Below are 20,585 nucleotides of genomic sequence, written 5' to 3'. Positions count from 1 at the left end.
CAAAAGAAAACGCCCGCCGGCTGAGCCGACGGGCGTTTTGGAACAACTGGCGGAGCGGACGGGACTCGAACCCGCGACCTCCGGCGTGACAGGCCAGCATTCTAACCAGCTGAACTACCGCTCCGCACTTTGAAACACGTTGCAAACCTTGTGCTTTCTCTTTTAGGGAAAGCAAAGCCCCCAATCGCTCGGGGGCTTTTGGAACATCTGGCGGAGCGGACGGGACTCGAACCCGCGACCTCCGGCGTGACAGGCCAGCATTCTAACCAGCTGAACTACCGCTCCGCACTAAACCTCATTGCCGTGGTGCTTTGGTGGGTGCTGAGGGTTTCGAACCCCCGACCCTCTCCGTGTAAAGGAGACGCTCTACCGCTGAGCTAAGCACCCTAGCGAGCTGACTAGTTTACTGCGTCCTTCAGGGCTTTACCAGCCTTGAATGCAGGATTCTTCGAAGCGGCGATCTCGATGTTCTCACCGGTCTTCGGGTTGCGGCCCGTACGAGCGGCGCGGCCACGCACCTGGAAGGTGCCGAAGCCCACGATGGTGACCGAGTCACCGCCCTTCAGGGCGTCGGTGATGCTGGCCACGACGGCGTCGACGGCGCGGGTGGAATCAGCCTTGCTCAGCTCACAACGGCTGGCAACGGCCTCGATCAATTCGGCTTTGTTCATTGGATAACTCCCTTTGCGGCATACAACCGCTGAATGAGTGACCGGCCCGGGGCTTGCGCCACTGCGGGCCGGTTGGATCCCGCGTCGAGTGCCAACTCAAGGGCGCTCGCGGGGTGCGGCTTTTATACCAGCCGCCCCCCGCTATCGCAACCAAAAAACCCAATAACGGCGCGGGTTTCAGCGGGTTTTGGGGTTCATGAACCGCAGCAGGTCAATGCTTGACATCACGTGCCGGAGTGGGCTTGGGTGGCTGCGGCACATCGACCTGCTTGCCGCCATCGCTGCCACCGACCGGCGCCACCGGTCGCTCCAGGGCCAGGTCGAGCACCTCATCGATCCACTTCACCGGCACGATCTTCATGCCCTTGGTCACCGCCTCGGGAATGTCCGCCAGATCCTTGCGGTTCTCCTCGGGGATGATCACGGTGGTGATGCCACCGCGCATGGCCGCCAGCAACTTCTCCTTGAGTCCGCCGATGGCCGAGACACGGCCGCGCAGCGTGATCTCGCCGGTCATCGCCACTTCGGCCTTGACCGGGTTGCGGGTCAAGGTGGACACCAGCGCGGTCACCATCGCGATGCCGGCGCTGGGGCCGTCCTTCGGCGTGGCGCCATCGGGCACGTGCAGGTGCACGTCCTGCTTCTGTAGGAAATCGGTGTCGATCCCCAGGCTCTCGGCACGGGCGCGCACCACCGACAACGCGGCCGATGCCGACTCCTTCATCACATCGCCCAACTGACCGGTCAGGGTCATGCCGCCCTTGCCGGGCACCAGGGTGACCTCGATCTGCAGCAGGTCGCCACCGACTTCCGTCCATGCCAGGCCTGTGACCAGGCCGATCTCATTGGCTTCTTCGGCACGACCGAAGTCGAAGCGACGCACGCCCTGGTACTTCTCGAGGTTCTTCTCGTCGACCACGACGCGGGCGACGGCCTTCTTGCCCTTCTTCTTCTCCGGCTGCGGGCCAGCCAGCGCGATCTCCTTGACCACCTTGCGGCAGATCTTGGCGATCTCGCGCTCCAGGTTGCGCACGCCCGATTCGCGCGTGTAGTAACGCACGATGTCGCGCACCGCGCTTTCCTCGATCTTCAGCTCATCGGCCTTCAGCCCGTTGGCCTTCAGCTGCTTGGGCACCAGGTAGCGCTGGGCGATGTTGAGCTTCTCCTCCTCGGTGTAACCGGGGATGCGAATGACCTCCATGCGGTCCAGCAGCGGCCCGGGAATGTTCAGCGAGTTGGAGGTCGCCACGAACATCACGTCGGACAGATCCATGTCCACTTCGAGGTAGTGGTCATTGAAGGTGTGGTTCTGCTCGGGATCGAGCACCTCCAGCAGCGCCGAAGACGGGTCCCCGCGGAAATCCATCGACATCTTGTCGATCTCGTCCAGCACGAAGAGCGGGTTCTTGGTCCCGGTCTTGTTGAGGTTCTGCACGATGCGGCCCGGCATCGAGCCGACGTAGGTACGACGGTGGCCACGGATCTCGGCCTCGTCGCGCACGCCACCCAGGGCCATGCGCACGAACTTGCGATTGGTCGCCTTGGCAATCGATTGTCCCAGCGAGGTCTTGCCCACGCCCGGCGGTCCGACCAGGCACAGGATCGGCCCCTTCATCTGCTTCACGCGCGACTGCACCGCCAGATATTCAAGGATGCGCTCCTTGACCTTCTCCAGGCCGTAGTGATCGGCGTCCAGCGTCTCCTGGGCCACCTTGAGGTCCTTGCGGACCTTGCTGCGCTTCTTCCACGGCACGCCAAGCAGCCAGTCCAGGTAGTTGCGCACCACCGCGGCCTCTGCCGACATCGGCGACATCTGCTTGAGCTTGTTGAGCTCGGCGCGCGCCTTGGTTTCCACCGGCTTGGGCATGCCCGCCTCGGCGATCTTGCGGGCCAGGTCCTCCAGTTCGTTGGGCGCATCGTCCAGCTCGCCCAACTCCTTCTGGATCGCCTTCATCTGCTCGTTGAGGTAGTACTCGCGCTGGGATTTTTCCATCTGCGACTTGACCCGGCCGCGGATGCGCTTCTCCAGCTGCTGCACATCGATCTCGCCATCGACAAAGCCCACCAGCAGCTCCAGCCGCTCGCCGACCGGGATGGTTTCCAGCAGCTTCTGCTTGTCGCTGAGCCGAACGCCCAGGTGCGCGGCGATGGTATCGGCCAGACGACCGGGCTCGTCGATGCCGGCCAGCGTCTGCAACAGCTCCGGCGGCAGCTTGCGGTTGGTCTTGACGTACTGCTCGAACAGGCTCATCAAGGAGCGGGCGACGGCCTCGACCTCGCGCGACTCGGTGTTCTCGTCGACCTCGATTTCCTCGCCCTGGCCGTAGAGGGAGCTGTCGCGATCGACGATCTCGCTGACCGCCACGCGCGACACGCCTTCCACCAGCACCTTGATGGTCCCGTCCGGCAGCTTCAGCAGCTGCAGGACCTGCGCCAGGGTGCCGATCTGATAAAGGTCATTGGCGGCCGGGTCGTCGGTCTCGGCCGATTTCTGGGCGAGCAGCAGGATGCGCTTGTCGGCGGCCATCGCCTGTTCCAGTGCGCGCATCGACTTGTCACGCCCGACAAACAGCGGGATGACCATGTGGGGGAACACCACCACATCGCGCAGCGGCAGCACGGGCAGGTCCAGGATCTGGGGTTCGGAACGGGCCATGGGGGCTCCAAAGAAGTGCGGGAGGGCGGTCCTGGACAACAGCGAAACGGTGTCGCAAAAACGCCGATGGCCCCGTTATGGGGCCATCGGCAGGGGGATGCAAGCGGGAATCTGAATCCCCTTTTCCATCAATCCCTTAGCACATCACTCGGCCGAGGCCACCTTGGCCTGCGCCGGCGGGTTCTGGTAGATCAGATACGGCTCTGACTTGTGCTCGATGACCGACTCGTCCACGACCACCTTGCCCACGTTTTCCAGCGACGGCAGGTCGTACATGGTGTCCAGCAACACCGACTCGACGATGGTGCGCAGGCCACGGGCGCCGGTCTTGCGCTTGAGCGCCTTGCGGGCGATCGCGGACAAGGCGTCGGGACGGAACTCCAGTTCCACGCCCTCCATGTCGAACAGGCGCTTGAACTGCTTGGTGATGGCGTTCTTGGGCTCGGTCAGGATCTTGATCAGCGCCGCTTCGTCCAGTTCCTCCAGCGTGGCGACCACGGGCAGGCGGCCGACGAACTCGGGAATCAGGCCAAACTTGATCAGGTCTTCCGGCTCGACCTCGGACAGGACCTTGCCGATTTCCGGCTTCTTCTCCGAGGACTTCACCTTGGCGCCGAAGCCGATGCCGCTGGCCTCGGTGGAGCGCGACTGGATGATCTTGTCCAGCCCGGCGAAGGCACCACCACAGATGAACAGGATGTTCTTGGTGTCCACCTGCAGGAATTCCTGCTGCGGATGCTTGCGGCCGCCCTGCGGCGGGACGCTGGCCACAGTGCCCTCGATCAGCTTCAGCAGGGCCTGCTGCACACCCTCACCGGACACATCACGGGTGATCGACGGGTTCTCGCTCTTGCGCGAGATCTTGTCGATTTCGTCGATGTAAACGATGCCCTGCTGCGCCTTGTCGACATCGTAGTCGCACTTCTGCAGCAGCTTCTGGATGATGTTCTCCACGTCCTCGCCGACGTAGCCGGCCTCGGTCAGCGTGGTGGCATCGGCGATGGTGAACGGCACGTTGAGCAGGCGCGCCAGCGTCTCGGCCAGCAGCGTCTTGCCCGAACCGGTCGGCCCGGCCAGCAGGATGTTGGACTTGGCCAACTCCACATCGTCGCTCTTCTGCCGGCTTTCGATGCGCTTGTAATGGTTGTAGACGGCCACCGCGAGCGTGCGCTTGGCGCGTTGCTGGCCGATCACGTACTGGTCGAGGACCTCGAGGATCTCGCGCGGCTTGGGCAGCGAGCTGCGCGCCGACTGGGCCTTCTCCTCCAGCTCCTCGCGGATGATGTCGTTGCACAGCTCCACGCACTCATCACAGATGAACACGCTGGGGCCCGCGATCAGTTTGCGGACTTCGTGCTGGCTTTTGCCGCAGAACGAGCAGTACAGGATCTTGGTGCTGTCGCTGGAACGGCCTTGACGGTCTTCGCTCATGCTTGGTTTACCCACTCACTACGGCCCCCGCGGGGGCATTCGATTTCGAGAATAGCACCGGTTTGGCGCAGGTGCCGCGCCGGGGCTGCCGGGAACAAAGGAGAACTGCGGAACGCAGAAATCCAGATGCAATTCCCGGGCCGCGGCGCGCCGTGGGGGCCGGATACCCCGCAAACGCAACGCGCCGGGGATGATCGCCCGGCGCGCGCTGGCCTCGTGTGCCGCGAGGCGGAACAGCCCCGATCAGGCGGACTGGATCGATTCGTCAGGACGGCGCTCCAGCACCTCGTCCACCAGCCCGTACGCCTTGGAGTCGGCCGCGCTCTTGAAGTTGTCGCGCTCGGTGTCCCGGGCGATGGTCTCCAGCGACTGGCCGGTGTGCTTGGCCAGGATCTCGTTCAGACGGTGCCGCAGGGTCAGGATTTCGCGGGCATGGATGTCGATGTCCGTGGCCTGGCCCTGGAAGCCGCCCAGCGGCTGATGGATCATCACGCGCGAGTTCGGCAGCGCGTACCGCTTGCCGGCCGCGCCGGCCGCCAGCAGCAGCGCGCCCATCGAGGCGGCCTGGCCGACGCAGATGGTGCTCACGTCCGGCTTGATGTACTGCATGGTGTCGTAGATGGCCATGCCGGCGGTGACCACGCCACCGGGCGAGTTGATGTAGAAGCTGATGTCCTTCTCGGGGTTTTCCGCCTCGAGGAACAGCATCTGCGCCACGATCACGTTGGCCACGTGGTCATCCACGGGCCCGACCAGGAAGATCACGCGTTCCTTGAGCAGGCGGGAATAGATGTCGTAGGCGCGCTCGCCGCGGCTGGTCTGCTCGACCACCATCGGCACAAGGTTCAGGGCTTTGGTCAGGTTATCCATGGGGTGAGGCACCTTCTTGTTGTTGGATCCGCACGGGTCGTGCGTGGAAATTGCCGGATCCCGCCTCAACTGTCGGTCCTGCCGCCCATGGCGGCCGGACCGACGGCGAAACCAAGCGCCGTTACTGCCGGATGGCGTCCTGGAAGGACAGCGCCTGCTCGGTGTGCTGGGCGCGCTCGGCGATCCAGTCGATCACCTGCTCTTCCATCACCCGGGCCTGCAGCCCGGACATCATCTGGGGATCGTTGCGGTACAACTCAATGACCTGCTCGGGCTCCTCGTAGGTGGAGGCGATCAGGCGCATGGTTTCCTGGACGCGCTTGGGATCCAGGCGCAGCTCGTTGCGACGGGCGACCTCGCCCACCAGCAGGCCGACCAGGACGCGCTTGCGGGCGGCATCCATGAAACCCTGGTGCGCACCTTCCGGCGGCTGCACGTTCTGGCCCTGGCGACGGGCCTGCTCGACCTGCTGGGCCAGCATGGCGCGGGCTTCGTTCTCGACCAGGCGCTCGGGCATCTCGACCGAGGCGTAGGCCGCGATCAGCTGCTCGCCGACTTCGCGGCGCAGGCGATTGGCCAGCGCGCCCTTTAGCTCGCGCTCCAGGTTGGTGCGGATGTCGGCCCGGAACTGCTCTTCATTGCCACCCTTCACGCCGAAGCTCTTGATGAACTCCTTGTCCACCGGCGGCAGCACCGATTCGGACACGTCGGTGACCTTCAGGTGCACCTGCACGCTCTTGCCGGCCAGCTGCGGCACCCGCCAGTCGGCGGGAAACTGGACAGTGATTTCCTTTTCTTCGCCCTTGGCCATGCCGACCAGCGCCTGCTCGATGTCGGCGAACATCACGCCCGAACCGATCAGCGTGGCCCCGGTCTCGGCACCTTCGGCCGGCAGGCGCTCGTCGCCGGCCTGCGACCAGGTTTCCAGCGCGACGCGATCACCCTCGGCCGCGCCGCGTTCGACCGGCTGGAAGGTGCGGCGCTGCAGGCGCAGGTTCTCGATCATCTGATCGATATCGGCGTCGGTCACCTCGGCGGTGTGGCGCACCACGCTCAGCTTGGCCACGTCGATCTCACCGAAGTCCGGCACCACCTCGAAGGTCGCCACCCACTCCAGCTCACCCTCGCCTGCCGGCTCCAGGCGCGGACTTCCGGCCAGCTGCAGGGCCTGCTCGCGCACGGCCGAGTCGAAGGTCTCGCGCAGCAGGCCGTCGAGCGCCTCGGCGCGCACTTGCTTGCCGAAACGCTGCTCGATCACCTTGGCCGGCACCTTGCCAGGACGGAAGCCCTTCAGGCGCACGGTCTGGCTCAGCTCGCGCAGGCGGCCACCGATATGGGTGTCCAGGCGCTCGGCCGGCAGAGTGAAACTCATGCGGCGCCCAAGGCTGCCGGTCGATTCGACGGAAACGGTCATGTCACTGGCTCCTGCAACCGTGGCCTCGCAGGACCACGGGTTATCGTTGAGAAAGGGATGGCGGCGGGCTCGGCCGTTTGAAGCGGTCAGCGCCCTTGCCGAACGCGCTAGTTTCGCCGATCGGGCGCGGTTTGACCACCGAGGGTGCGGTTTTCGTTGACAGGCACCCTCCGCGTCCAGACAATACGCGTCCTTTCCGGCGCTGATCGCCGGCAAGGCACCGGCAAGTCGCCGGCCCACTGAAGTTTCCGGGGTATAGCGCAGTCTGGTAGCGCGCCTGCTTTGGGAGCAGGATGTCGGGGGTTCGAATCCCTCTACCCCGACCATCCTCAGCAAGGGCCAGCAAGATGGGCCCGGATGCATTTCCAGCCGGGCGCCCGTAGCTCAACTGGATAGAGCACCGGCCTTCTAAGCCGGCGGTTACAGGTTCGATTCCTGTCGGGCGCGCCAATGCATCGGCGCACAGGGCTGGATGCGGTTTTCAGTGGTGGCTGTAGCTCAGTTGGTTAGAGTACTGGATTGTGATTCCAGATGTCGGGGGTTCGAGTCCCCTCAGCCACCCCACTTTCCGCACCATTTCGCTCCGAAAGGGTGTTGCAGAACCGGAATCATCGCGTATACTGCGCGACCAGTTTTCGGGGCCGTTAGCTCAGTTGGTAGAGCAGTTGACTCTTAATCAATAGGTCCAAGGTTCGAATCCTTGACGGCCCACCAAACAAGACAGCCATCCGGTGCAAACCGGGTGGCTGTTTTCTTATGCGCTGAATCTGCAAGGAAATCCGACGACCCTGCGCGTCACGGGACAGGGCGAGGACGCGCACCTCGTGCGCGAGCGCCAACGGACGTGTAAACCTTCCGCACCTTCGGCACATCCAAAAAGCTCCTTCCCTTCCCGAGATGACGCCATGCCGCCTCGCCTTTCGCTCGTCCTTGGCGCTGCACTGTTGGCCGCGAGCTTTCACGGCCATGCCAGCCAGGACACCGGCACGATCCGCGGCCAGGCCGCACCCGACGAGCAGATCATCATCGTCAGCGAATCGACCAACGCCATCGTCGGCGTCGTCGCCGACCATGAGGGCCGCTTCGAGGCGCACGACCTCGCCCCAGGGCAATACCGCGTTGCGCGCGGAAGTGCCCTCTCACAGCCTCGCGGCGCACCGGTCCTGGCCGGGCGCGTGACGACGGTGACACTGCCGGCAAAGGCCGACGACCCGGGACGCTGAGCGCCCGGAGACAGCACAGAACGCCTGCCCGCTCCCCTGTGCGATCCGCGTGGCGATCGCTTGCCGGCGATCAGAATCGTCAGCGCGCGCCGTGACGGCGGAGAGGTAGAATGCGCACAACCTTGCGAAAGTGGCGGAATTGGTAGACGCACTGGATTTAGGTTCCAGCGGGTAACCCCCGTGGGGGTTCGAGTCCCCCCTTTCGCACCATCAACAAAGGAATGGCAGCCCAGGAGGCGCAATGATCCGCAGTGGCAATCCCGCCCTGAAACAGTCCACCTTCCTCGATCTTGGATCGGGCCGGGTCGTGACCCGAGATGGCGGCGTGATGACGCTCAACGGCACGGTCAACAAGACCGGCTTCCTGTTGCTCCTCAGCCTGCTGACCGCTGCGTTCGCATGGCATCAGTCGACCATCGCCCTTCCCAACGGCGAAATGGCCCCGGCGGCCGGCGCAGGCATCTACATGATTGGCGGCGCGATCGGCGGCCTCATCCTTGCGCTGATCACCACCTTCAAGAAGACCTGGTCACCGGTGACCGCGCCGCTGTATGCGCTGGTCGAGGGCTTCTTCCTCGGCTCGATCTCGGCGATGTACGAAATGCGCTTCCACGGCATCGTCTTCCAGGCGGTGCTGTTGACCTTCGGCACGCTGTTCGCGCTGTTGATGGCCTACCGCAGCGGCCTGATCAAGCCGACCGAGAACTTCAAGCTGGGCGTGGTCGCGGCCACCGGCGGCATCGCGCTGGTGTACCTGGTGTCGATGGTGATGCAGATGTTCGGCATGAACGTCTCCTACATCCATGGCTCGGGCGTGATCGGGATTGGCTTCAGCCTGGTCGTGGTGGTGGTCGCCGCCCTCAACCTGGTGCTGGACTTTGATTTCATCGAGTCCGGCGTCGACGCCGGCGCGCCGAAGTACATGGAGTGGTACGGCGCCTTCGGACTGATGGTCACCCTGGTCTGGCTGTACGTGGAGTTCCTGCGTCTGCTGTCCAAGCTGCAGTCCCGCAACTGACCGGCGCGTACGCGGTGTAGAGCGGAGCTCGCTTCGCTGGGCTTTCCCGACGACCTGAGCGGAGAGCCGCCGAGCAAGCTCGGCGCTACGCAAGAGCCAGCACTCCCATCAAAAAAGGGCGCCGACGGCGCCCTTTTTTGTGGACTGATGTTCGCGCCGTTACAGGCGGCTGGCGATCGCTTTGGCGAAGCCCATGGTGTTGCCGGTGCCGCCCAGATCCGGGGTGACCGAATCCTTGGCTTCCAGCGTGGCCACGATGGCGTTGCGCAGGCGCGTTGCGTTGTCCGGCTGGCCGATGTGGTCAAGCATCTGCGCGGCGGCGAGCAGCAGCGCGCAGGGATTGGCCTTGCCCTGGCCGGCGATGTCCGGCGCCGAGCCGTGCACGGCCTCGAAGATCGCCGCATTGGTGCCGATGTTGGCGCCCGGCGCCAGGCCCAGGCCGCCAACCAGACCGGCGCACAGGTCCGAGAGGATGTCGCCGAACAGGTTGGTGGTCACGATGATGTCGAACTGCTCCGGACGCATCACCAACTGCATGCAGGTGTTGTCCACGATCATCTCGTTGCACTCGATGTCCGGATAGTCCTTGGCCACTTCGCGCCCGACCTTCAGGAACAGGCCCGAGGTCGACTTGATGATGTTGGCCTTGTGCACCAGGGTCACCTTCTTGCGGCCGGCGGCGCGGGCCAGGTCGAAGGCGTAGCGCACGATGCGCTCGGAGCCCTTGCGGGTCACGCGGGTCATTGAGATCGCGGTCTCGCCGTCAGCCGAGACTTCCTGGCCCTCGCTCAGGTAGGCACCCTCGGTGTTCTCGCGCACCGTGATCAGATCCACACCCGCGCCGAAGCGCGACTTGGTGTTGGGGAAGGAAATCGCCGGACGCACGTTGGCGTACAGGTCGAAATGCCGGCGCATGGTCACGTTGATCGAGGTGAAGCCCTCGCCCACCGGCGTGGTCAGCGGGCTCTTCAGCGCGACCTTGTTCTTCTCGATCGAGGCCAGGGTCTGCGCGGGCAGCAGGTCGCCATGCTTTTCCAGGGCGACCAGGCCGGCGTCGGCGTCTTCGTAGGTCAGGCCCGCCTTGAGTGCGTCGAGCACGTACAGGGTGGCGTCCATGATTTCCGGGCCGATACCGTCGCCGCGGATGACCGTGATGGTTTGCGTCATGAGGAGTTCCAGACTGGGGCGCAAGCCGGTGTGGCATGCGCGGGAAAGAGATTCAGTCCCCTCAGTATGCCCGACCTGAAGTGATCGTCCCAAAACCGGAACGCAGCGGAAAACCATAAAGATCCGCTAAAAAGCGGACAAGAAACCCAAATTTCGGAAAAAATTCACATAAAACGCGAGTACGCGAATTCAGGTATGCATCATCCATACATACCTGAAAACGCCCGGTTTGCGCGAATCAATCGTGCGCGTGCGCTTGCGGCGCGGCCGCTCCGCCTTCGAGCTGGTCCAGGAAATCCACTGCGCGACGCAGGTGCGGAATCACGATGGACCCGCCGACGACCAGCCCCACGGAGAAGGTCTCGAAGAACTCCTCGCGGGTCACACCGGCGTCCTTGCACTGGGCCACGTGGTAGCTGATGCAGTCGTCACAGCGCAGGACCATCGAGGCCACCAGACCCAGGAGTTCCTTGGTCTTCACGTCCAGCGCGCCCGCCTGATAGGTCTGCGTATCCAGCGCGAAGAAGCGACGGACGACCTGATTGGGCTCGGCCAGGATGCGCTGGTTCATGCGCTGCCGAAATTCGGTGAAGGCCTGGACGCGATCGGTTTCGTTCTCTGACATGGTGCAACTCCAATCGGTGATCGACTCAGGCGCCGGCCAGCAGCGGTTCCAGCCCACCGGCGCGGTGCAGCGCCATCATGTCGTCGTAGCCGCCGACGTGGGTTTCGCCAATGAAGATCTGCGGCACGCTGGTGCGGCGGGTCTTGGCCATCATCTTCTCCCGCTCGGCCGGGTCGGTATCGATGCGCACTTCGGTCCAGGTCTGGCCCTTGGACTTGAGGAAGTTCTTGGCCGCCACGCAGTACGGACAGATGGCGGTGGAGTAGATGGTGATCTCGGGTGTGCTCATGGGGAATTCTCCGCCCGGTTGATGGTCAGACAGGCATCATGGTGGCATGGAGGCGGGAAACCAGAGACAGACATGCAACGCAGCGGATTAACCACTGATTCACGCGTCGGGCACCCAGGGCCCGCATCCTGCGCCACTGCGCTTATCGCTACTCACCGAGCCTGCCTGTGCGCCTGACCCTGCTGGCCACCGCCCTCACCCTGCTGGTCGCCGCGCCGATCAGCCGCGCCCAGACCGAGCGGCTGCCCGACATCGGCTCGTCCGCCGGCGAGCTGCTCACGCCGACCCGGCAGCGCGAGTACGGCGCGATGACGCTGCGCGAGCTGCGCAACTACGGCTACCTGCTGGACGATCCGCTGATCGACGACTGGCTCGACAAGGTCGGCCAGAAGCTCGCCACCAACAGCGACCGCCCGCAGCAGCCGTTCACCTTTTTCATGCTGCGCGACCGTCAGATCAACGCCTTCGCCACCCTCGGCGGCTATATCGCAGTCAACTCGGGACTGGTGTTGACTGCAACGCGCGAGGACGAGGTCGCTGCGGTGCTCTCGCACGAGATCGCCCATGTCACCCAGCAACACGTTCTGCGCGGCGTCGAACGCGCGCAGCGCGATCAGATTCCCATCCTGCTGGGCATGCTGGGGGCGATCGTCGCGGCCCAGGCAGCGGGAGGAAACTCCAGCGGAGATGCCTCCCAGGCCGCCATCTTCAGCGGCCTGGGGCTGATGCAGCAGCGCCAGATCGATTACACGCGCTCCAACGAATCCGAAGCCGACCGTCTGGGCATCCGCACCCTGGCCCGCGCCGGTTACGACCCGGAGGCGATGGCCGACTTCTTTGCCCGCATGCAGCAGGTCATGCGCGCCAACCGGGGGGGCGAACGCGAGCAAGTGCCCGATTACCTGCAGACCCATCCGGTGACGACCACCCGCATCAGCGAAGCCCACGACCGCGCCGAACGCATCGAGCGCGAGCAGAACGTGGTCACCACCGTGACCACCCCCGGCGGCAAGATCACTGAATCCAGCCCGCGCGAAGGCAACTACGCGGCAGGTATGCCCAGCACCAATCCCCTGCTGCCGTTCCAGGTCTCGCTGCCTGAGAGCAGTTTTCAGGCGGGTGCGACCGGGCTGTTCGCCTGGGCGCACGAGCGCCTGCGTGTCCTCAGCGCCAACACCCCGGGCGATGCGGTGCGCGAATACGAAGGCATCCGCCGCAGTACCGGCGAGCTGACCGCCCCGCAGCAATATGGCCTGGCCCTGGCCGAGCTGCGCAGCAACGACACACTGAGCGCCGTCACGCATTTCGCCGCGTTGCTCAAGGCCGATCCGGACAACGTATGGCTGGGCCTGGCGCTGGCCGAGGCACAGGCGCGCAACGGAGACATGGCGGCGGCCAAACAGCGCTTCGAGGCGCTGCGCAAGCACCGCCCGGACAGCCGGCCGATCGCCCTGACCTACGCGCAGGCGCTCAATGCGCAGGGCACCGCGGCTGGCGGCAAGCAGGCGCAGGCGATCCTGCAGCCGCTGCTGGGGAGCGCGGACGACGATCCGATCTTCCAGCAGGCCTACGCCCGCGCCTGCGAACTGGCCGGCGACAGCGCCAAGGCCGGAGAGGCGTACGCCCAGGTCGCCTACCTGAACGGGCGCCCGGAGCAGGCCCTGACCCAGCTGCAGAACCTCAAGCGACGCGAAACACTCGATTATTACGACCGCGCCCGGGTCGACGCGCGCATCGCCGCGATCACGCCCGAGGTCCTTGAACTGCGCGATGCCGGCATCCGCGATCCGGACCTGGATCGCAATCGCTGATCCGGCCACGGCGCCCGGGCCGGCCCCACTGTCACAATCGAGTCATAAAATTGTCGTCTACTGGTGCCGATCCCACCGGCTTGGCGAAATTCCGTGCAGAAACGCATCCTGATCGTCGACGACGAACCGGCCATCCGCGACATGGTCGCCTTTGCCCTGCGCAAGGGTGAATTCGAACCGGTCCACGCCGGCGACGCCCGCGAGGCGCAGGGCGCCATCGCCGACAAGGTCCCCGATCTGATTCTGCTGGACTGGATGCTCCCGGGCACCAGCGGCCTGGACCTGGCCCGGCGCTGGCGCAAGGACGCCCTGACCCGCGAGATCCCCATCATCATGCTCACCGCGCGCGGCGAGGAGAACGACCGCGTGGGCGGGCTGGAAGCCGGCGTGGACGATTACGTGGTCAAGCCGTTCTCCTCGCGCGAGCTGCTGGCGCGCATCCGCGCGGTGATGCGCCGCACCCGCGAGGACGAGGAAGACGGCAGCATTTCGGTGGGCACCCTGCGCATCGACGGCGCCGCCCATCGCGTGTTCGCCGAGGACACGCCGGTGCCGATCGGCCCCACCGAGTACCGCCTGCTGCACTTCTTCATGACCCATCCCGAGCGCGTCTACAGCCGGACCCAGCTGCTGGATCACGTCTGGGGCGGCAGCGTGTACGTGGAGGAGCGCACCGTGGACGTGCATATCCGCCGCCTGCGCAAGACCCTCGAACCGCATGGCGCGGACAACATGGTCCAGACCGTGCGTGGCTCCGGTTACCGGTTCTCGGTCTCCACCTGAGCAGCGCCCCACCCGCGGCCGGGCAACACGCGACAGTCACATGCCTGTCGCCAGGCGGTCGCCGCGCCGCCGCATGCCTGCCACGACCGACGCATTACGCTCGGCAACAGCTCTGACACAATCGCCTCATGCCTCTGCACCTGCGCTCGGCCTGGAACCGCACCCTGTTCCGCCTCGCCACCCTCCTGCTCATCGCCGCAGTCGTCGGCTGGCTCGTCGGTGCGTTCTGGCCTGTCCTGGCGCTGGGCGCGCTGGGCGTGGTTGCCTGGCAGTTCTGGCACCTGCGCGTGGTCCTGCGCCGCCTGACGGCCCGCGAACGCCTGAAGCCACCGCGTGGCGATGGCGTCTGGAACGAACTGGACCGCCTGCTGCACCGCGGCCAGGCCGACATGCGCACCCGCAAGCGCCGTCTGCTGTCCATGCTGCGCGCCTACCGCGCCGCGGCGGCCGCCCTGCCCGACGCGGTGGTGGTCATCGACCGCGACACCCAGCGCGTGCTGTGGTTCAACAAGGCCGCGACCGCGCTGCTGGGGCTACGTCATCCGGTCGACTTGGGCGCGCCGGTCGGCGAGCGCCTGCAACCGTTGCCCATGTCGCACTGGCTCAGTGGCGGGCGCAACGCCGAGCCGATGCTCGACGCGGTCTCGCCGGCCAATGCCGCGCTGCGCCTGAACATCCGCCTGATCCCCTATTCGGACCAGTACTGGCTGCTGGTGGCACGCGACGTCAGCAAGCTGCTGCGCCTGGAAGAAATGCGCCGGGATTTCGTGGCCAATGTCTCCCATGAACTGCGCACCCCACTGACCGTGGTCCATGGCTACCTGGACATGCTCGACACCGACGAGGTGCCGGAGTGGAAGCCGATCCTGGAAGAGATGCAGAAGCAGTCCAACCGCATGACCCAATTGGTGGAAGACCTGCTCACCCTTTCGCGCCTCGAGGTGCAGGACAGCCTGCCACACGAGAACATCGGCATGGCCTCGATGATGTCCACCCTGCGCCGCGAGGCCGAAGCCCTCAGCCAGCGCCGGCAGACCATCGTGATGGAAGACTGCGGCGACATCGACCTGTGGGGATCAAACAAGGAGCTGCACAGCGCCTTCTCCAACCTGGTCAGCAACGCGGTGCGCTACACCCCGGTGGGCGGTACCATCACCATCGCCCTGGCCCGCGAGGGTCAAGGCGCGGTGCTGAGCGTGCGCGATACCGGCTACGGCATCCCCGAATCGCACCTGCCGCGCATCACCGAGCGCTTCTACCGGGTCTCCACCAGCCGCTCGCGCGAAAGCGGTGGCACCGGGCTTGGGCTCTCCATCGTCAAGCATGTGCTGAACCTGCATCAGGCCCGGCTGGAGATCGACAGCGCGGTCGGCCAGGGCAGTACTTTCTCGGTCCATTTCGGTCCCGAGCGCGTGCATCCCCGCGAGGGGGCCTTCCCGCTTCAAGAGAGTCAGACCGCATGAATGCCGCCACCGAACTGCCCGTCGAGACCGCCGATCCGCTGCGCGACAGTGCCCTGTACTTCAATCGCGAGCTGTCGCAGCTGGACTTCAACTTCCGCGTCCTGGCCCAGGCACAGGATCCATCGGTGCCGCTGCTCGAGCGGCTGCGCTTCCTGTGCATCAGCTGCACCAACCTGGACGAGTTCTTCGAGATCCGCGCGGCCACCGTGCGGCACGCGCAGGATTTCGGGCTGCCGGCCGGACCGGATGGGCTGAGCCCGGCCACGGTCCTGACGCGCATCCACGACCGCGCCGCGCAGCTCGTCGACGCCCAGTACACCTGCTGGAACCAGGTCCTGCGCCCGGCCCTGGACCAGGCCGGCGTGCGCGTGCTGAGCCAATTGGTGTGGAACGCCCGGCAGAAACGCTGGCTGCGCGCCTACTTCCGCAACGAGATCATGCCGGTGCTCTCGCCCCTGGGCCTGGATCCGTCACATCCGTTCCCGAAGATCCTCAACAAGTCGCTCAACATCGTGGTGGTGCTCAAGGGCAAGGACGCCTTCGGTCGTGCCGGGCACCTGGCGATCGTGCGTGCGCCGCGTTCGCTGTCGCGCATCATCCAGCTGCCGCAGCGCATCTCCGGCGGCGAGCACGACTTCGTGCTGCTCTCCAGCGTGCTGTCTGCCTTCGTGGACGACCTGTTCCCCGGCATGGAGGTCAAGGGCGCCTATCAGTTCCGGGTGACCCGCAACTCAGAGCTGGTGGTCGACGAGGAGGAAGTGGAGAACCTGGCCCTGGCCCTGCGAGACGAGCTGGCCGGGCGCGGCTACCGGCCCGCGGTGCGCCTGGAGATTGCCCACGACTGCCCCAAGGCCATCGTCGGCACGCTGCTGGAGAACTTCGGCCTGACCGAAAACGCGGTGTATCGCATCAATGGCGCGGTCAATCTCAACCGGGTCAGCCAGGTCTATGATCTGGTCCAGCGCCCCGAGTTGAAGTATCCGGCCTTCACCCCGCGCACGCTGCGCGACGGCGATGCCATGTTCGAGACCGTCGCCGACGGCGACGTGCTGCTCAGCCACCCCTTCGATGCCTTCACCCCGGTGCTGGAGCTGCTCAAGCAGGCCGCCACCGATCCCAACGTGCTGGCCATCAAGCAGACGCTCTATCGCACCGGCAAAGACTCGGCCATCGTCGATGCCCTGGTGATCGCCGCGCGCAACGGCAAGGACGTCACGGTGGTGGTCGAACTGCGCGCGCGTTTCGACGAGGAGGCCAACCTCGGCCTGGCCGACAAGCTGCAGGAAGCCGGCGTGCAGGTGGTCTATGGCGTGGTCGGCTTCAAGACCCACGCCAAGATGCTGCTCATCGTCCGCCGCGAGGGCAAGAAGCTGCGCCGCTACGTGCACCTGGGCACCGGCAACTATCACGCCGGCACCGCGCGCGCCTACACCGATCTGGGCCTGATCACAGCCAACCCGGACATCGGCAACGACGTGCACCTGCTGTTCCAGCAACTCTCCGGACTGGCGCCCACGACCAAGCTCAAGTGCCTGTTGCAGTCGCCTTTCACCCTGCATCCGGGGGTGATCAAGAAGATCGAGCGCGAGGCGCGCCTGGCCCGTGAGGGTCGGCCGGCGCGCATCATCATCAAGGTCAACGCCATCAACGAGGTCCGGGTGATCCGGGCCCTGTACGCGGCCTCGCAGGAGGGCGTCCAGATCGACCTGATCGTGCGCGGCGCCTGCACGGTGCGCCCGGGCGTGCCGGGGATCTCGGAGAACATCCGCGTGCGCTCGATCGTGGGACGCTTCCTGGAGCACAGCCGCGTGTACTGGTTCGGCAACGACGGCGACCCGGAGCTGTACTGTGCCAGCGCCGACTGGCTGGAGCGCAACCTGTTGCACCGGGTGGAAACCTGCTTCCCGATCCTGGACGCGCGCCTGGCCGCGCGGGTGTTCCGCGATCATCTGCAGAACTATCTGGACGACAACTGCAACGCCTGGGAACTGGACGCGGACGGGGAATACCACAAGTGTTCGCCGGCGCAGGACCAAGCGCCGCACTCGGCCCAGGGCACGCTGCTGGCCAAGGTCTGACCCTGCGTCATCGCCCGCCACGCGGCGGGCACCATGAAAGGTGAATGTGGCTTCGGCTACCATTGCGCGCCATGCCATTCACCCTCCCCCAGACCTTCTCCCAGCCGCTGCAGGACAACGACCAGTTGGCAGCCGTGGACCTGGGCTCCAACAGCTTCCACATGATCGTGGCCCGCTACACCCAGGGCCAGCTGCGCGTGATCGACCGCCTGCGCGAGACCGTGCGCATGGCCGACGGCCTGGATCACCGCGGCGGCCTGTCGGCCGAGGCCCACGCCCGGGCCATGGAATGCCTGTCGCGCTTCGGCCAGCGGATCCGCGATTTGCCCGACGCCCGCGTCCGTGCCCTGGCGACCAACACCGTGCGCAGGCTGGCGCTGCCGCAGGAGTTCCTGGTCCCGGCCGAAGCCGCGCTGGGTCACGCCATCGAGGTCGTCTCCGGCCGCGAGGAAGCACGCCTGATCTATCTGGGCGTTTGCAATGCACAACCCCCGAAGGCCGGCAGCAAGCGCCTGGTCATCGACATCGGCGGCGGCTCGACCGAATTCATCATCGGCTCGGGCATGCAAACCCTGGAGCGCGAGAGCATCCAGGTCGGCTGCATCGCCAGCACCCGGCGGTTCTTTCCCGGCGGCAAGCTGACCAAGAAGCGCTGGAATACGGCCCTGACGGAAATCACCGCCGAGCTGCAGCAGTTCGCTCCGCTTTACCGGAGCTTGGGCTGGCAGGAAGCGCTTGGCTCGTCGGGTACCGCCAAGGCCATCGGCGACATCTGCGCGGCGATGAAGCTGACCAAGGGCGCGATCACCGCCGAAGCCCTGCCCCAGGTGCGCGAGCGCCTCCTGCAGGCGGAAAAGATCGAGAACATCGACCTGCCCAGTCTGAGCAAGGATCGCCAGCCGATCATTGCCGGCGGGGTGCTGGTCATGGAGGCCGCCTTCCAGGCGCTGGGCATCGAACGCGTCCTTGTGAGCAAAGCCGCCATGCGCGAAGGCATCCTCTACGACATGCTGGGCCGCCGCGGCGACAACGATCCACGCGAACAGTCGGTGGCCAGCATGATGCACCGCTACGGCGTGGACGAGGCCCAGGCCAGCCGCGTGGCCGCCACGGCCGCGCGCCTGTTCGCGCAGGTCGCGCCGGCCTGGCAACTGGAACCGGACGACGGGCGCCTGCTCTCGTGGACCGCGCGACTGCACGAGATCGGCCTGGCCATCGCCCACAGTCAGTACCACATCCACGGTGCCTATCTGCTGGAGCACTCGGACATCGCCGGCTTCTCTCGCCAGGAGCAGCTGATGCTCTCGGCGCTGGTGCGCACGCATCGTCGCGGCATTCCAAAATCCGCCTTCGACGCACTGCCGGACCGCCGCATTCCCGCAGCTCGGCACATTGCCGTCCTGCTGCGCCTGGCCGTGCTGCTGCACCGCGCCCATGACCAGGACGAGATTCCCGTGCTGGATCTGGAGGCCACGGCCGATGACCTACGCCTGACCCTGGACAAGGCGTGGATCGATGCCCGGCCGCTGCTGCGCGCCGACCTGATCGGCGAGGCCGACGCGCTGCCTGACCTGGGTGTCACCTTCAAGCCCTTCGTGACCTGAACCGCCCTCAGGGACCCTGCCGCCTCCCCCTGTCCCTGTAGAGCACGGCTTACCAACTGCCCCAAGACTTGCATGGCCCCATGGCGCCAGTGTTAACGTCCTAGGAAAGGAAAGCGTGCGAATGGCCGATGCCGGTCACGCGCCCCGCCGCCAAGCCGCACAGGGAATTGCATGGCCCGCCAGAATGCCGATGCACTCATCCAGCAAGTCATGGCGCAGGTTGCGAGCGCCTCGAGCTCGGTCGACCGCAACGTCGAGCAGATCCTGCGCGCAGTACGCGACCACCTGCGCATGGACGTGGCCTTTGTCTCCGAGTTCGGCACCCGCGACCGCGTCTTCCGCTACGTGATCAACGAGAGCGGCCGCCTCCAGCTGCATGCCGGTGACACCATGGCGATGGAGTCGGGCTACTGCCGGGGCGTGGTGGAAGGGCGCATCCCGCAGCTGATTCCGGATACTGCGCAGGTTCCGGCGGCCGCCTGCCTGCCCGAGACCAGCGCGATCCCGATTGGCGCCCACTTGAGCGTCCCCATCGTGCTGGGCGACGGTCGGGTCTATGGGACCTTCTGCTGTTTCAGCTTCGAGCCGGACCTGAGCCTGGATGAGCGCGACCTACACATGATGCGTGCGTTCGCCCAATTGCTGGCCTTCCAGGTCGAGGGCGACCTGGCTGCCGTGCGTGACCATGGCGCCAAGGTCGAGCGGATCAGCGCGGTCCTGGAAATGGGGCAGCCGCGCATCGTCTATCAGCCCATCTACCGGTTGTCCGATCACACCATCGTTGGCGTGGAGTGCCTGTCCCGCTTCGACATGGAGCCGCGCCGTCCGCCGGACAAATGGTTCGACGAAGCCAACGAAATCGGCCTGGGCGTGCGCCTGGAGCTCAACGCGATGCTGACCGCGCTCGATGGGCTGCGTGCGGTGCCGGGTGGCTTCTATGTGGCGCTCAATGTCTCGCCGCAGACGCTCGTCAGCGGCGATGTGCTGGAGTACCTGGACGTGATCCAGCCCGGCCGCATCGTCATGGAGATCACCGAGCACGCCCTGGTCGACGATTACCACCCCCTGCAGGCCACGGTGCAGAAGCTGCGCCAGGCTGGGGTGCGCTTCGCGGTCGACGATGCCGGTGCCGGCTACGCCAACATGCGGCACATCCTCACGCTGCATCCGGACATCATCAAGATGGACATCAGCCTGACCCGGAGCATCGACAGCGACCCCTCGCGCAAGGCGCTGGCCGCGGCGATGATCGGCTTCGGCCACCAGACCGGGAGTCACGTCGTGGCCGAAGGCGTGGAAACCGCCCAGGAGCTGGCCGCCCTGGAAGTGCTGGGCGTGGACGAGGTCCAGGGCTATCACCTTTCCCAGCCACTATCGCGCGATGCGCTCTTCCAGGCCCTGCGAGCCAGCAAGTCGCTGAACTAGCGCGTTTCATCAAACTGCCACGCCCCTGCAATGCAGGGTGCACGACCGCAGCCCACG

Annotated in this window: 16 protein-coding genes and 8 tRNA genes; 13 read left to right on the top strand and 11 right to left on the bottom strand. The window is 65.6% G+C overall.

Translation table 11 applies throughout. The annotated features are described in order from the left end of the window. Positions 1 to 47: 47 nt before the first annotated feature. From ACORQU_RS14035 to tig, 8 genes are all read right to left on the bottom strand, one after another. Positions 48 to 124, bottom strand: a tRNA-Asp gene (locus ACORQU_RS14035). Between the two features lie 84 nt (positions 125 to 208). Continuing rightward, a tRNA-Asp gene (locus ACORQU_RS14030) sits at positions 209 to 285 on the bottom strand. Positions 286 to 312: 27 nt separating this feature from the next. After that, positions 313 to 387, bottom strand: a tRNA-Val gene (locus ACORQU_RS14025). Between the two features lie 11 nt (positions 388 to 398). After that, positions 399 to 749, bottom strand: a complete 351-nt coding sequence (locus tag ACORQU_RS14020) for an HU family DNA-binding protein (protein ID WP_491645136.1) — start codon at positions 747 to 749, stop codon at positions 399 to 401. A 133-nt stretch (positions 750 to 882) separates the two neighbouring features. Next, positions 883 to 3,327, bottom strand: coding sequence for an endopeptidase La (lon, locus tag ACORQU_RS14015; protein WP_491641719.1), 2,445 nt, complete (start codon positions 3,325 to 3,327; stop codon positions 883 to 885). 144 nt (positions 3,328 to 3,471) lie between these two features. Next, positions 3,472 to 4,758: an ATP-dependent Clp protease ATP-binding subunit ClpX gene (clpX, locus tag ACORQU_RS14010; protein ID WP_271646650.1), complete on the bottom strand. Its 1,287-nt coding sequence runs from the start codon at positions 4,756 to 4,758 to the stop codon at positions 3,472 to 3,474. A gap of 243 nt (positions 4,759 to 5,001) precedes the next feature. After that, a complete protein-coding gene (gene clpP / locus ACORQU_RS14005; protein WP_271646651.1) occupies positions 5,002 to 5,628 on the bottom strand; it encodes an ATP-dependent Clp endopeptidase proteolytic subunit ClpP in 627 nt (208 codons plus the stop codon). Positions 5,629 to 5,749: 121 nt separating this feature from the next. Then, the gene (tig, locus tag ACORQU_RS14000; RefSeq protein ID WP_491641718.1) at positions 5,750 to 7,042 is read right to left on the bottom strand and encodes a trigger factor; all 1,293 of its coding nucleotides are present in this window, start codon (positions 7,040 to 7,042) and stop codon (positions 5,750 to 5,752) included. A 249-nt stretch (positions 7,043 to 7,291) separates the two neighbouring features. Between tig and ACORQU_RS13995 the strand changes: the two genes are divergently transcribed. The 7 genes from ACORQU_RS13995 (at position 7,292) to ACORQU_RS13965 (ending at position 9,283) form a co-directional block, all read left to right on the top strand. Then, positions 7,292 to 7,368: transfer RNA gene (locus ACORQU_RS13995), tRNA-Pro, on the top strand. A gap of 47 nt (positions 7,369 to 7,415) precedes the next feature. Beyond that, positions 7,416 to 7,492 (top strand) — tRNA-Arg (locus tag ACORQU_RS13990). Positions 7,493 to 7,529: 37 nt separating this feature from the next. Further along, positions 7,530 to 7,606, top strand: a tRNA-His gene (locus ACORQU_RS13985). Positions 7,607 to 7,680: 74 nt separating this feature from the next. Then, positions 7,681 to 7,756: transfer RNA gene (locus ACORQU_RS13980), tRNA-Lys, on the top strand. A gap of 191 nt (positions 7,757 to 7,947) precedes the next feature. Beyond that, entirely contained in the window at positions 7,948 to 8,265 is a 318-nt protein-coding gene (locus ACORQU_RS13975) for a carboxypeptidase-like regulatory domain-containing protein (protein ID WP_491641717.1), read from the top strand. Positions 8,266 to 8,389: 124 nt separating this feature from the next. Next, a tRNA-Leu gene (locus ACORQU_RS13970) sits at positions 8,390 to 8,475 on the top strand. A gap of 34 nt (positions 8,476 to 8,509) precedes the next feature. Beyond that, positions 8,510 to 9,283 carry a Bax inhibitor-1/YccA family protein gene (locus tag ACORQU_RS13965; protein ID WP_271648471.1) on the top strand — a complete coding sequence of 258 codons (774 nt, stop codon included), beginning with the start codon at positions 8,510 to 8,512 and terminating at the stop codon, positions 9,281 to 9,283. 159 nt (positions 9,284 to 9,442) lie between these two features. Here the strand turns inward: ACORQU_RS13965 and ACORQU_RS13960 are convergent, their stop codons facing one another. From ACORQU_RS13960 to grxC, 3 genes are all read right to left on the bottom strand, one after another. Then, positions 9,443 to 10,450: an isocitrate dehydrogenase gene (locus tag ACORQU_RS13960; protein WP_491641716.1), complete on the bottom strand. Its 1,008-nt coding sequence runs from the start codon at positions 10,448 to 10,450 to the stop codon at positions 9,443 to 9,445. Between the two features lie 238 nt (positions 10,451 to 10,688). Continuing rightward, entirely contained in the window at positions 10,689 to 11,075 is a 387-nt protein-coding gene (locus tag ACORQU_RS13955; protein ID WP_491641715.1) for a carboxymuconolactone decarboxylase family protein, read from the bottom strand. Between the two features lie 25 nt (positions 11,076 to 11,100). Then, positions 11,101 to 11,364, bottom strand: coding sequence for a glutaredoxin 3 (gene grxC, locus ACORQU_RS13950; RefSeq protein ID WP_271646657.1), 264 nt, complete (start codon positions 11,362 to 11,364; stop codon positions 11,101 to 11,103). A 167-nt stretch (positions 11,365 to 11,531) separates the two neighbouring features. Between grxC and ACORQU_RS13945 the strand changes: the two genes are divergently transcribed. The 6 genes from ACORQU_RS13945 to ACORQU_RS13920 all read left to right on the top strand — a co-directional run bounded on the left by ACORQU_RS13945 (position 11,532) and on the right by ACORQU_RS13920 (position 20,528). Next, entirely contained in the window at positions 11,532 to 13,175 is a 1,644-nt protein-coding gene (locus ACORQU_RS13945) for a M48 family metalloprotease (protein ID WP_491641713.1), read from the top strand. 93 nt (positions 13,176 to 13,268) lie between these two features. After that, positions 13,269 to 13,958, top strand: coding sequence for a phosphate regulon transcriptional regulator PhoB (gene phoB, locus ACORQU_RS13940; protein WP_271646660.1), 690 nt, complete (start codon positions 13,269 to 13,271; stop codon positions 13,956 to 13,958). A gap of 128 nt (positions 13,959 to 14,086) precedes the next feature. Beyond that, complete coding sequence (gene phoR / locus ACORQU_RS13935; protein WP_491641712.1) at positions 14,087 to 15,421, top strand: phosphate regulon sensor histidine kinase PhoR; 1,335 nt, start codon at positions 14,087 to 14,089, stop codon at positions 15,419 to 15,421. Continuing rightward, the gene (gene ppk1 / locus ACORQU_RS13930; RefSeq protein ID WP_491641711.1) at positions 15,418 to 17,499 is read left to right on the top strand and encodes a polyphosphate kinase 1; all 2,082 of its coding nucleotides are present in this window, start codon (positions 15,418 to 15,420) and stop codon (positions 17,497 to 17,499) included. Before phoR ends, ppk1 begins: the two co-directional genes overlap by 4 nt. A 71-nt stretch (positions 17,500 to 17,570) precedes the next feature. After that, entirely contained in the window at positions 17,571 to 19,103 is a 1,533-nt protein-coding gene (gene ppx, locus ACORQU_RS13925) for an exopolyphosphatase (RefSeq protein WP_491641710.1), read from the top strand. Positions 19,104 to 19,274: 171 nt separating this feature from the next. Beyond that, positions 19,275 to 20,528 (top strand): sensor domain-containing phosphodiesterase, encoded by a 1,254-nt coding sequence (locus ACORQU_RS13920; protein ID WP_491641709.1) that lies wholly within the window; start codon positions 19,275 to 19,277, stop codon positions 20,526 to 20,528. The last annotated feature ends 57 nt before the right edge of the window (positions 20,529 to 20,585 follow it).

It is taken from the genome of Pseudoxanthomonas sp. JC1303 (genome assembly GCF_058448525.1).
The sequence above is the reverse complement of the archived record's forward strand: the minus strand, read 5'-3'. Positions and strand labels throughout refer to the sequence as shown.